General features: G+C 39.6%; 12 protein-coding genes. 1 reads left to right on the top strand and 11 read right to left on the bottom strand.

Annotated elements, in window-relative coordinates:
* Positions 1-282: 282 nt before the first annotated feature.
* From QL995_RS13030 to QL995_RS13015, 4 genes are all read right to left on the bottom strand, one after another.
* On the bottom strand, positions 283-750 hold the full coding sequence (locus tag QL995_RS13030) for a glycine zipper 2TM domain-containing protein (RefSeq protein WP_010554239.1): 468 nt from the start codon (positions 748-750) through the stop codon (positions 283-285).
* A gap of 178 nt (positions 751-928) precedes the next feature.
* The gene (gene lpoB, locus QL995_RS13025; protein WP_007375407.1) at positions 929-1,549 is read right to left on the bottom strand and encodes a penicillin-binding protein activator LpoB; all 621 of its coding nucleotides are present in this window, start codon (positions 1,547-1,549) and stop codon (positions 929-931) included.
* A gap of 11 nt (positions 1,550-1,560) precedes the next feature.
* Complete coding sequence (locus QL995_RS13020) at positions 1,561-1,986, bottom strand: YcfL family protein (protein WP_007582549.1); 426 nt, start codon at positions 1,984-1,986, stop codon at positions 1,561-1,563.
* A gap of 8 nt (positions 1,987-1,994) precedes the next feature.
* A complete protein-coding gene (locus QL995_RS13015) occupies positions 1,995-3,359 on the bottom strand; it encodes an adenine DNA methylase (protein ID WP_290294341.1) in 1,365 nt (454 codons plus the stop codon).
* Positions 3,360-3,872: 513 nt separating this feature from the next.
* Here QL995_RS13015 and QL995_RS13010 point away from each other — a divergent pair.
* Complete coding sequence (locus tag QL995_RS13010; protein WP_290294340.1) at positions 3,873-4,742, top strand: DMT family transporter; 870 nt, start codon at positions 3,873-3,875, stop codon at positions 4,740-4,742.
* A gap of 19 nt (positions 4,743-4,761) precedes the next feature.
* Here QL995_RS13010 and QL995_RS13005 read toward each other — a convergent pair whose 3' ends face one another.
* The 7 genes from QL995_RS13005 to QL995_RS12975 form a co-directional block, all read right to left on the bottom strand.
* Entirely contained in the window at positions 4,762-5,448 is a 687-nt protein-coding gene (locus QL995_RS13005) for a M15 family metallopeptidase (RefSeq protein ID WP_290294339.1), read from the bottom strand.
* Positions 5,448-6,578, bottom strand: coding sequence for a succinyl-diaminopimelate desuccinylase (gene dapE / locus QL995_RS13000; protein ID WP_290294338.1), 1,131 nt, complete (start codon positions 6,576-6,578; stop codon positions 5,448-5,450). The genes QL995_RS13005 and dapE overlap by 1 nt, the downstream gene beginning before the upstream one ends.
* Positions 6,578-6,922 (bottom strand): ArsC family reductase, encoded by a 345-nt coding sequence (locus QL995_RS12995; RefSeq protein ID WP_024592532.1) that lies wholly within the window; start codon positions 6,920-6,922, stop codon positions 6,578-6,580. The genes dapE and QL995_RS12995 overlap by 1 nt, the downstream gene beginning before the upstream one ends.
* Positions 6,923-6,926: 4 nt before the next feature.
* Positions 6,927-7,424, bottom strand: a complete 498-nt coding sequence (locus QL995_RS12990; protein WP_290294337.1) for a PTS glucose transporter subunit IIA — start codon at positions 7,422-7,424, stop codon at positions 6,927-6,929.
* Between the two features lie 3 nt (positions 7,425-7,427).
* Complete coding sequence (locus QL995_RS12985; protein ID WP_007582563.1) at positions 7,428-7,814, bottom strand: ACT domain-containing protein; 387 nt, start codon at positions 7,812-7,814, stop codon at positions 7,428-7,430.
* Between the two features lie 226 nt (positions 7,815-8,040).
* On the bottom strand, positions 8,041-10,200 hold the full coding sequence (pta, locus tag QL995_RS12980; protein WP_165721502.1) for a phosphate acetyltransferase: 2,160 nt from the start codon (positions 10,198-10,200) through the stop codon (positions 8,041-8,043).
* Between the two features lies 1 nt (position 10,201).
* Positions 10,202-11,416, bottom strand: a complete 1,215-nt coding sequence (locus tag QL995_RS12975; protein WP_290294336.1) for an acetate kinase — start codon at positions 11,414-11,416, stop codon at positions 10,202-10,204.
* Positions 11,417-11,562 lie beyond the last annotated feature (146 nt).

The raw sequence follows: 11,562 nt of genomic DNA, 5'->3' as shown, positions 1-11,562 counted from the left end.
AGGGCACACCCCAAACGCGATCGAAAAACAGGAGTATTTCAGTATGGGGTAGAGCCAAATTTTTAAGGCTGTACTTAATGTTTTTCTTAAGTACCTACCTATGACATCCATGTAGGCAACAAAGAGTTAATTGCCGCTAGGCAGAACCCTTCGGGCAGCGCATGTTTGGCATTTATGCTGCGTTATCGCCTATTTATAGGGAACAACCACAGTTCATAGGCTCTGCCTTGTCTAAATACCAAACATTCTGCTGTAAATTCAACCACCAAAGTTCAGCACGTCCTAGTACGCTTTATCTACACGCACTGTGTTGTCGTTCAAGTACACTAATCTTACGTTATCGCCTTTGCTAAAACGCATTGATTGGTCCTGATCTTGAACAACCATAAACTGGTCGCCATTTTCAACTTGTATTAATAACTCTACAAAGTGATTTTGCTGATAATGACTTTGCTGCTGCCTATTATGTGCAACACTGCCGCCAATTACCGAACCTAATATTGTTGCTACTGTGCGGCCGCTACCACCACCAAACTGGTTGCCTACTACGCCACCGAGTAATGCACCGCCGAAGGTTTTCCAGCCGTTGTTTTTGTCTTGAATGATTTCTTGTTCGGTAATATTGCGTACCGATTTTACGTCACCAAATAAAACTTGCTGCACAGGGACTGCTTTATTGCGCTCGTATTTAGCAAACGTAGGCGCACTTATTGTAAGTAAAGCGCACATAATTACAGTAACTGCTTTCATAACTTGCTCCTTTTATACCAACCTGCATAAATCTCTGATCAATTTAACGAATTAAATTGCGCTATAACGTCGTTAAAATTTTTTTATTTAGAACAACTAGATACAAAAACTTTTGCCTAGTACTAGCGTAATTTTCTTAACGTTAAATAGAGCCCATATATAAGCCGATTGGTATTAGCTACCAGCCAAAGGTTGATTTTTCTTTAGTTTTACGAATTTCAGTTTCGTCTGCCCATTCAACTAGGCCGCTTTCCATATCCATTAAACGCATCGTAAATTTATAGTATACGTCTGATTTATCGGCATTTGATTTAACGATGCTTGATAAATTTCCGTATAACATATATTGCGCGCCAATTTGTTTACCAAATGCAACGGCTGTTGCAGGGTTAACAAGGGCATCTTCGTTTTGAAACGTTAATTGCTCACGTACTGACTCAACACGCGTCATATCTACAAAACGGAACTTACCACTGCGTAGCATTTGTGTTGAGATTGAATCGGTGATTGATTCTGTATCAATGTGCTCACTAGTTTTGTTTTTAATACGCTCAACAAATACTACAGGGCGTTTATTAGCGGTCATTGTGCCAACAACGGGTGAGCTGAGTAATGAGTCGGTCATTTGGCTCGCTACTTTTTGTAAGTCGGTAGAACCAAAATTAATATCTGTTGTTTCTACTGCTTGTGCATCGCCATAACTTACTACGGCTTTATTAGCACAGCCACTTAATACTAAAGCGCTTAGGCCAACTAAAGCGTAAGTTGATGCTGTTTTAAATTTGTTACTGATGATCATGGTTGTTTCCTTTAATCTTTAAATTCTTGTGATTCGGTAGACACTTCTCTTACTGCTAAAGAAAAGGTAACCGCATCAGAGCTAGGTGCTAAGCCCGGTAATTGTGTTTTTGCAAAACCAAATAAGGTGAGTGCTTGCCAAGGTGAATGATTGCCTTTAATAACAAAGCCGTCTTTATCAAACCAATTAAATTGATACTGCAAATACTGTGATTTTTTATACTGGCTCGAAAGTGTCACTACTACATCGGTTAACTGGTTGGTTTGACGTGTTTTAACATCAGTAATGGCCAGCTTTTTACCGAGCTCTGGGTTATCTACACGTAATTGCTCATTAAACTGATTTTTATTTTGTTCAACAGAAATACCCGATGTAACCGGTTTGCTGGAACATGCACTGAGCATTAAGACTGCTAATAATGGCGCTATGTATTTCATGATGGCTCCTAAAGTTGAACTACGTGGTAATTAAAGTAGTTATTAACGGAGGTTAAGTAAATTAACGTTAACCCTTGCTTACTAACGATAAAATTTATAGGTGCTTGTGTGCCTATATGCAGAGAATGCTCACCTGTATTTAGGCTTTGCCTTGCAACACTTATTTGATTTGGAAGTGTAAGCCAGCTACGTGTATCAGCTTGCTCAGACGCCAAATTATAAATATTAGCAAGTATGTTACCTACATCACCGGCACTGCGAGCAAGTTCTGCACGCACTTTCTCTTTAGCTACTAATCTAAGTACTTGGCGAGCTACTTTTGCAGGTATTTGATCTTCTAATGTTTTTGCTGCAAGTGCTTCAATGTGTACTAATGGGCTCAGCTCTAAGCTTTGTGCATCTATGTTTATATTATTAAGGCGGCGCACATAGGCGTTATCTTTGTAGACTGGCATTGCAAGGCTGTAAAAGCGTGCATCGCCGCGTGATGAATAAATTGGTAAGCGCAGTTTAAATTCATCTTGTTTTGGTACTAAGCCTTGTTCAAATAAAACAATTACTTCGCCTTGTGTTGCAGAAATAGTGGGTGCATCACTAAAGCGTTTTTTAAATTCGCTTAGGTCTTGGTCAAACCCTTGTTTTTTAGCAAGGCGCATTACGTCCTGCTGTAAATAAATATTGTTAGGTTGTATAGCCAGTGCTTTTTTATAATCAATATAAGCATCGTCATACTGTTTAGCACTTTGGTAAAGCAAAGCAGATAAATAAAATGTGTAGGCATTTTGAAAGCCATTTTTCACGTCTCTGGTCACATTGCCCATGCTAGGGTAGTGCTGCTGCGCTTCCTTAACTGTTGAGTCGCCATCTGTTTTATTTTCGCTTAGTGCATCAACTTGTACTTTATTAGCGCGGCGAATTTCGACCAAAGCGCCTTCTACATCATTTTTATACACGTAGTTAAGTGCTTTATAACTATGAAGCATACTCATTTCGTAAGCCGGTGGCACATAAGTTATGGCTGAGTCGTTAGTAAATAACGCATTGCTTTGCTCAAGCCCCGCACTTACTTGTATTTTGGCGGCTTCACGTTTTTTTTGCATTTGCGTATACACGTTCTCAAATTTACTTTGTGCCTCTTGTGGCGTATTGGCTAAGTCGTTTAAGCGAGCTTGCTCAAGTTGGTTGAGTAAGTAGCTGCTGTGCATGGCGCTATTATTGGCAATAAGGGATTGCGCTTCTTCGATATTGTTTTTCTCGATCGCATTTCTTATTGGTGTCATTTGCGTGGCATAGTCATTAAATAGGTCATTAAAGCCCATTGTGCTACACCCACTTAAAATACAACAAAAGCTTAAAATTATACTTAGGCGCACTGCGCACTCCTCTCAATTCACCTGTATAGATTAACATATTATTTTTAGCTAAATGTGTGAAATATTGTAAAAAATCGTAGAGTAAAACTGCCTGCTAATAAAGAAATATAAAATGACATTGGTGAACAAAGTGTGAATTTTCTTGTTGGGTAACAATATTGAAATGCTTAAGGTACTTTATTGGTCTTATTGAATACAATGATCTCTAAAGCGTAATGATAAATGAATTTTTTAAATGAAGTAATTGCTATTCACTAAGTCGTATACGAAAAATACTAAAAGGGTATCTTGTGTTGTAGACACCGTATTTTGCAAATGCGGCTAAGATTTTAGTATAAATGATCTAATTTATTAAAACTAAATACTCCCTTTGCACAGTTATAACAATCCTGTTTAAATGTGCTGCTCAGTAAGCGGTTTTATAGGCGCTTATGACAATGTTTTTAGCTTAGTAGGTTAATTAATTAATTGAAATAACGTTGTAATTTGTTTTTTCGTTGCAAAGGAATTTTTTTGAAAGCCACCCTATACACATTAATTGCTTTAATTGCGTTTGCCGCAAATTCTCTTTTTTGCAGAATGGCTTTAGCCGAAGGCTATATAGATGCTTGGAACTTTACAGTTATTCGCTTACTCAGTGGTGCTGCGTGTTTGGGCATTATAATGGCTATTTATACTCATAATTTAAAACGAAAAGGCACATTTAACCCCGCTATTTTAAGTGATAAAGGAAGCTGGCGAAGCAGTATAAGCCTATTAGTTTATGCACTTTGTTTTTCGATTGCATACGTAGAGCTAGATACAGGCACCGGTGCATTGATTTTGTTCTCAGCCGTGCAACTCACTATGATTGGCTGGGGTATATATCAAAAAGAGCAGTTGAGTGTGCTTCAGTGGTGCGCGTTTATAGTGGCGCTAGGTGGGTTTGTATATTTAATGCTGCCATCTGCTGCTATACCGTCATTATTAGGTGCATCACTTATGGCACTCAGTGGTGTGGCATGGGGTATTTACAGTATTCGCGGTAAAGTGTGCGTATCGCCACTGCGTACTACTGGGTTTAACTTTATAAGAAGCTTAGTGGCTATCCCTGTTTTATTACTTGTTGGTATGAGTTATTTAAAAAATATGAGTATTGAAGGGGTTTTGCTTGCATGTGCCTCGGGTGCGATAGCTTCTGGAATTGGTTACAGTGTTTGGTATGTGGCTATGCCACTGCTTAAAAGTACCCAAGCTGCTGTTGTGCAGCTTTGTGTACCTGTACTTGCAGCCGTTGCCGGGGTCTTGTTTTTATCAGAGCAGGTAACAATGGAATTTATTGTAGCAAGCTCATTAATATTAGGCGCTGTGCTGGTATTTATCTTAAATAAAAAGAAGGTGTGATACCACTTAAACAAGTTCTTTATGGCGGACTAACGTTTGTTACAAAGCGTGTATAAATAGCGGGTAAGTTATCAAGTATTGCCTGCTTACCCTGTAGTTCACTGTTTTTTATGCATTCAAAAAGTACTTGTTCGCTAAGCTTATTCACTAATAATTGCGATTGCTTAATATGGCTTATATGCCAAAGCTCAGGTGCGACACCACCTAAATCATGCTGGTAAGGGCGATAAAAGCCAAATTTATCTAAGTTAGTATCAAGCCAATTACTTAAAGGCGCAAACGGCCCACCTTGCTGGTATTCATCAGGTGTTAGCTGTAGTTTATAATCATTACTTACCGCAGCTTTATCAAACACATCTAAATCGGTGCCTAAATGGTGCCTGCTTGCCCCAGGTAGTGCAGAGTAGAGCATTATTGCTATGCATTTATCTACATCATTTAATTTAGTTAAATCTACAACCTTTTGCTGTTTATTATAAACAGGTCGAATACCTAAAAACTTATTATTCCAAATAATTGATTGACGATTAAAGTCGCGAAAACTTGAGGCAATAGTAAGCTCAAATCCCGCTTTTTGTGCTGCACTTTGCAGCGCTAAAAAGTCGCTAATAATAGCGCTGTGCAAGCGATGATTTTGTATATCAGTTAAATGTGTATCACTTTGGCCTGTGATACACATTATTGATGTGGGTTGAGTGACATTCATTATGTTAAAAGTTGCTCTAATATTAGCTCGTAAATGTCGGTAAGGGCGACTAAATCATCGGTACTTACGCATTCATCTACTTTATGAATAGTGGCGTTACGTGGACCAAGTTCAATTACTTTAGCACCTGTTTGTGCAATAAAACGACCATCTGATGTGCCACCGGTAGTTTCTAGATTCGTAGTTAAACCGGTTACTGATTTAATCGCTTTAACGGTGGCGTCAACAAGTGGGCCGTGCTCGGTAATAAAAGGCAAGCCATTTACTATCCAGCTTAATTCATAATTTAAGTTATGCTTTTGTAGGATGTCATTCACACGCTGTTGTAATTGCTCATGCGTTACTTGCGTGCTAAATCTAAAGTTAAACTGTACTTCTAGTTCACCCGGGATCACATTACCTGCACCTGTGCCGCTATTAATATTTGAAATTTGGAAGCTGGTAGCAGGGAAGTATTCATTTCCGTTATCCCACACCGTTTGGCTAAGCTCAGTAAGTGCAGGCGTTGCTAGATGAATTGGGTTTTGTGCTAAATGTGGGTAGGCAACATGACCTTGTACGCCTTTAACCGTTAGGTAAGCGGTAAGTGAGCCTCTTCGGCCATTTTTAACAACATCGCCTAATACATCTCGTGATGAGGGTTCGCCTACTAGGCACATATCTATTTTTTCACCACGTGCCTCTAGCGTATCAATTACGCGAGTGGTCCCGTTTACAAAAGGTCCTTCTTCGTCAGAGGTGATTAAAAAAGAAATCGAGCCTTTATGATCTGGATGTTTAGTAACAAAACGTTCGGTTGCTACAAGCATTGCGGCTAATGAGCCTTTCATATCGGCAGCGCCACGCCCGTGTAATAGGCCGTCTTTTATTAATCCTGAAAACGGCGGGTGTTGCCAATTTTTCTCTGGGCCTGTTGGTACAACGTCGGTGTGACCAGCAAAACAAAAGTGCGGCGATTGTGTGCCTTTTCGAGCCCAAGTATTAAGTGTGTCGGTAAAAAATAATGACTCTATATTAAAACCAACCGCAGCAAGGCGATTGTTCATCATTTGTTGGCAGCCAGCATCTTCGGGCGTTACCGATTCACGTTGGATTAGCGCTTGGGCGAGTTGAATTACGTCATTAGTCATTATTTAAAAATCTCGTCGTATTGGGCTGCTTTAAAACCTAAATGGTAACTGCCATTGTTTACCAGTACTGGACGTTTGATCATGGCAGGTTGTTCAACCAACAATGGGATAGCACTTTCTTTAGTTAGGCTTTGTTTTTGCTCATCAGTTAATGCGCGATAAGTTGTTCCACGTTTATTAACGAGTTGTTCCCAATCGAGCTTGTCTGCAAATTCACTCACCATTTGCTCATTTACGCCATCTTTGCGGTAGTCATGAAACGTAAATTCGATGTTGTTATCAGTTAAATGTTTTTTAGCTTTTTTTATCGTATCGCAGTTGCTAATGCCGTATAGAGTGATCATAAATCTAGTTCTTCTTAATAATAGTTAATAGTGTGTCTTCACCCGCATTTACATGCGAATGCGAGTAATGAAATGTGCCAAGGTTATGGCCGTTTAGTAAAATTAAACTAGCAAGCATTGGAGTATCAAGTTCTCGTAAATCAAAATAAGCAAGGCGTTGACCTTTGCATATTTTGCTACCATTGAGTTGCGCAATATGGGTATGCGTAATTGATTGCGAATCAAAAATAGTTAAGTTAATCAAGATTTTTAGACCATTATTAGCTTGTAGAATAAACTCAGTACCTGCATTTTTTACTTGTAACAAAGTTCCATCAAACGGTGCTAAAATTTTATGACTTGTTAGTTGCACCATAATACCAGGGCCCAGAGTGCCAAAACGAAAAAAAGGTTCTGGATGCTCTTTCAGTTCAATTACTTTACCTGTAAATGGGCTGGTAATATTTATTGCATTAAGAGGCGTTTTATTTTGAGCTAAATAGTCAATTTTTTGAGCTTTCATAAGTTAGTTTACCACCACGTTATAACCTTCTTTTTTTAAAGCGGAAATAGCATTTTCTGCAGTGTGTTTTTTTATGAGAATATAATCAGTATCGTAGGTTGAAATTGAAAAGATAGAAATTTTAGCGCGCGCTAATACCCCTGAAATATTAGCCATAATTCCGGTTAACGAAAAGCCAAGTGGACCTACAACCTCTAAAGCTTGCCAGTCGGGTTCGGTATCCAGGCTTTTTACTTCAAAATCGCTTGGGCATACAATTGAAAGTTCATCATGGGTTTTAGAAATAAAAAACAAAGATTGCTTTAAAAGTGCCGCAGGTATGTCGGCATCTACATCTAAACTGTGTATAGATAAAATGGTGCTGTGTAATTGTAATGTTTGTTTTGACATTAAAAGCCTGCGAACAGCAATATTGATAGCTTTATAGTATAGATTATTGGCTTTAAATTAAAGGTGTAACAACGACTAACTCAGCAGTAAATAAGTAGATAAAAGAAGGGAGTAAAAACTTACCCACAATTTCTGTGGATAAGTATGGGGGTTGCAGGGTATAAATAACCTAACTAGTTAATTATTAAATAAATAATAGCTAGGCTATAAAAAGCACACGTTACGTTTAATGAGTAATTAGCGCTTCTGTTTGAGCTGCCTGAATGGCAGTTAAGGCGATTGTATACACAATATCATCAACTAATGCACCACGGCTTAAATCGTTTACAGGTTTACGCATACCTTGCAGCATAGGGCCAATACTTATCAAGTCGGCACTACGTTGTACTGCTTTATACGTGGTATTACCCGTATTTAAATCTGGGAATATAAATACGGTCGCTTTACCGGCTACAGGGCTGTTAGGTGCTTTTTTAAGTGCTACGTTTTCCATTATAGCTGCATCGTATTGTAGTGGGCCGTCGATAATTAGATCAGGACGTTTTTGTTTTGCAATTTTTGTGGCTTCACGTACTTTTTCAACATCGGCACCTGTACCAGAAGTGCCCGTGCTGTAGCTGATCATGGCAACACGCGGCTCTATGCCAAATGCAGCTGCAGAGTCGGCAGATTGAATCGCTATGTCTGCAAGTTGTTCAGCATTAGGGTCTGGGTTAATCGCACAGTCACCGTAAACTAACACTTGGTCAGGCAGTAGCATAAAAAATACAGATGATACTAGTGATGACCCTGGTGCTGTTTTAATCAATTGCAGTGGTGGGCGAATTGTATTTGCCGTAGTGTTTACTGCACCCGATACTAAACCGTCTACTTTACCTTGCTCAAGCATCATTGTACCCAGTACGACGTTATCTTGTAATTGCTCTTGTGCTACTACGGCAGTTAGGCCTTTGCTTTTACGAATTTCGACCATAGGCGCAATATAATCATTAATAATGCTTTGAGGCTCGATAATACTTACATGTTCGTTTAGCTCAATACCTTGCTGCTGTGCAATGCGCATTATTTCTTCGCGATCGCCTAGTAATATAGTTTTAGCAATTCCGCGTTGACCACAAATAGCAGCCGCTTTAATTGTACGAGGTTCATTACCTTCTGGTAGAACCACGGTTTTACCTGCTTTACGCGCTTTAGTGGTAAGTAAGTAACGAAATGCGGGTGGTGATAACTTACGAGTTTTACCTACACTTTTAGCTAGAGTATCTAGCCAGCTTGAATTGATATGCTCTGCGTTGTGATCTTTTACTTTTTCAATACGTTGGTCATCATCATTTGGTACTTCCATATTAAAGTTATGCAGTAGTAATGATGTACGCCACGTGTCTGCATCGGTTGCGAGTATTGGTAAGCCGGTTTGCATGGCTTGCTCACACAAGGCCATAATACGTGGCTCTGGCTCAAAACCACCGGTGAGTAATATAGCACCAAGTTTAGTGCCGTTCATAGCAGATAAGCACGCAGCAACAAGTATGTCAGAGCGATCGCCCGGTGTTACTAATAAAGCGCCTGGCGTAAAATAATTTAAAATATTTGAAACCGTACGAGCACAAAAAGTAATACGGCGCAGACGACGATGAAGCATATCGCCTTCGTTAATAATCGTGGCTTTTAAGTATGCGCTTAAGTCTTTTACGCGCGGCGCTACTAAGTCAAAATCCCACGGGATTGCACCAAGTAACATAAACGGATTTTTTTTAAAAATAGGAAGGGATGCTAAACGATTTAACTCGTTTTCAAGCTCTTCAGGTTTATAGGCATCGACTAAATCGGCGCGTGCACGACCTTCTTCATCAAGTGGCGCATTTACTTTATTAAAAATACAGCCCAGTACGCGAGGATGATCGATACCACCATAGTTACCTGCTGCAATTTCAAGGCGGTCTTCTATTTGAGTAATGGTGTAATTACCAGGGGTAAGTACAAATACAATTTCGGCGCCGAGTGTTTGCGCAATTTCGCGGTTTACACGCCCAGCATAAGGTTGACGACGAGTAGGTACCATACCTTCAATAATAGCGACTTCGTCATCGTTTATTTTACTTTCAAAGCGTTCAACAATTTCCTCTAGGAGGTCATCACCTTTACCGTCGCCAATCATTTGCTCAGCATAATCAAGTGCAAAAGGCATTGGTGGGTTAATAGGTGAGCCTTGAGTAACTATTTGTGTTGATTTTTCAGGGCCTGTTTCACCAGAACGTGGCTGAGCTATTGGTTTAAAAAAGTTAACTTTAACTGTTTTTTGTTCAAGTGCACGCACTAAACCAACTGATACCGACGTCAAACCCACACCGGTAGAAACAGGAATTAACATAATACGACGTGCCATATTAAAGCTCCTTTACAATATTTGCAGCATCAAGGGCAATAACCCATTCTTCATTGGTTGGCATTACAACTGCTTTGACGTGTGAATTTTTACAGCTAATAACGCCTTCTTGACCAAAGCGCGCATTGAGGTTGGCTTGCGGATTACAATTAATGCCTAAAAAGGCAAGTTGTGTAATTACTTTTTCACGAATAATATCTGAGTTTTCACCAATACCACCAGTAAATATAACAGCATCAAGGCGCTGTAATGGCACCATATACGCCGCGATTTGTTTTGAAAGTCGGTAGCAAAACATTTCAATTGCGAGTATCGCTTTTTTATCACCGGCTATAGCGGCTTCTTCAATGGTACGGCAATCGTTAGAAAGCTCGCTAATACCTAACAAGCCACTTTTTTGATTTAGTAGGTTATCTATTTGCTGGGCTGTGTAATCAAGTTGAGTGGTTAAAAAGTTAAATAAACCAGGGTCAATATCGCCGCTACGTGTGCCCATTATCAGCCCCTCTAGAGGCGTTAGTCCCATGCTGGTATCAACACTCTTACCATTTTTAATAGCGCATACAGAACAGCCGTTGCCTAAGTGGGCACTAATAAAATTGCTTTGCTCGATAGGTTGCTCAAGTAACTTTGCTGTTTGCCCTGCAACATAAAAATGACTTGTGCCGTGAAAACCATAACGCCTAACACCAAACTCGGTGTACAACTTATATGGAAGAGCGTAAAGAAAGGCAACTTCATTCATAGTTTGGTGAAATGCAGTATCAAACACCGCGACTTGTGGCAAACCTTCAAACGATGCCTGCGCCGACGATATACCTAGTAAATTAGCGTGCCCATGAAGCGGCGCAAGCGTTGCCGACTGTGTAATGCCTGCAATTACTTGTTCGTCAATCAATACCGATCGCGTAAAGTGCTCGCCGCCATGTACAACACGATGGCCCACTGCGATAAGTTGCTCGTCTAAGTTGTGATCTTTTATTAAGCTTACAAGCGTATTTATAGCCTCAGCATGTGCTTGATTAGCCGCTAAGTCGATAACTGTTTTAGTACCATTAAATTTGTATTTAATAGAGGGTGCTTTAGCGCCTAAGCGTTCAGCAAGACCTGAAATGATTTCGTGACCATCGTTCGCATCAATAATGGCAAACTTTAAGCTAGAGCTACCACAATTTAAAACTAAAACGTGTTGTGATTCAGGAGGGGTTGTTGGCATAGATTCAATTTCCATAAACAAATTTAGTAAGTAAACGTTAATACGTAATCGTTACACTTACGGTATTAAATAAAGCTAAAACAATTGAATGTTCAATTGCAAAGTGGTTAACGCAATGTTAATTACTTTACCTTAATTAAGATGTT

Source organism: Pseudoalteromonas sp. APC 3358 (genome assembly GCF_030408075.1).
In the GTDB taxonomy this organism is placed as follows: Bacteria; Pseudomonadota; Gammaproteobacteria; order Enterobacterales; family Alteromonadaceae; genus Pseudoalteromonas; species Pseudoalteromonas arctica.
The sequence above is the reverse complement of the archived record's forward strand: the minus strand, read 5'-3'. Positions and strand labels throughout refer to the sequence as shown.

Coding starts and splice junctions, on each gene's coding strand:
- QL995_RS12995 (WP_024592532.1), bottom strand. CDS start 6,922: ATGATCACTCTATACGGCATTAGCAACTGCGATACGATAAAAAAAGCT.
- pta (WP_165721502.1), bottom strand. CDS start 10,200: ATGGCACGTCGTATTATGTTAATTCCTGTTTCTACCGGTGTGGGTTTG.
- QL995_RS12985 (WP_007582563.1), bottom strand. CDS start 7,814: ATGTCAAAACAAACATTACAATTACACAGCACCATTTTATCTATACAC.
- dapE (WP_290294338.1), bottom strand. CDS start 6,578: ATGACTAATGACGTAATTCAACTCGCCCAAGCGCTAATCCAACGTGAA.
- lpoB (WP_007375407.1), bottom strand. CDS start 1,549: ATGATCATCAGTAACAAATTTAAAACAGCATCAACTTACGCTTTAGTT.
- QL995_RS12975 (WP_290294336.1), bottom strand. CDS start 11,416: ATGCCAACAACCCCTCCTGAATCACAACACGTTTTAGTTTTAAATTGT.
- QL995_RS12990 (WP_290294337.1), bottom strand. CDS start 7,424: ATGAAAGCTCAAAAAATTGACTATTTAGCTCAAAATAAAACGCCTCTT.
- QL995_RS13030 (WP_010554239.1), bottom strand. CDS start 750: ATGAAAGCAGTTACTGTAATTATGTGCGCTTTACTTACAATAAGTGCG.
- QL995_RS13020 (WP_007582549.1), bottom strand. CDS start 1,986: ATGAAATACATAGCGCCATTATTAGCAGTCTTAATGCTCAGTGCATGT.
- QL995_RS13005 (WP_290294339.1), bottom strand. CDS start 5,448: ATGAATGTCACTCAACCCACATCAATAATGTGTATCACAGGCCAAAGT.